General features: G+C 59.1%; 1 protein-coding gene. It reads right to left on the minus strand.

The genetic code is table 11. The annotated features are described in order from the left end of the window. A partial coding sequence (locus B3C64_RS00430; RefSeq protein WP_291532966.1) for a SpaA isopeptide-forming pilin-related protein occupies positions 1-325 on the minus strand: 325 nt, incomplete at both ends.

Consider the following 325-nt stretch of genomic DNA (forward strand, 5'->3'; position numbering starts at 1 on the left):
GCCTTGACTTCCTCCACCTCGTATTCGACGCCATCGCGCGTGGCGGGCACGCCCCTCACGGTGATCTCGCCCTTCGCGTCAGTGGTGACGGTATCGGCCTTTGACGCATCGGCGGTGGTGACGAGTTTGCCATTGTTGGTGGTGGCGGTGAAAGTGCTGCCCTTCACCGTGCCCTGTAGATACTTGCCGTCACGCAGAATCCGGTATTCGGCGCCTTTCAGGCCGAGGTTCGTATTGGTGGCACTGGTCTTCTTGAAGGTGAAATCGCCAAGCGTGGTGATGTTGCTGCGCTGCTTGACCGTGCTCAGATAGTCAATGGTCATCG

The organism is Bifidobacterium sp. UBA6881 (assembly GCA_002451435.1).
Classification (GTDB): domain Bacteria; phylum Actinomycetota; class Actinomycetes; order Actinomycetales; family Bifidobacteriaceae; genus Bifidobacterium.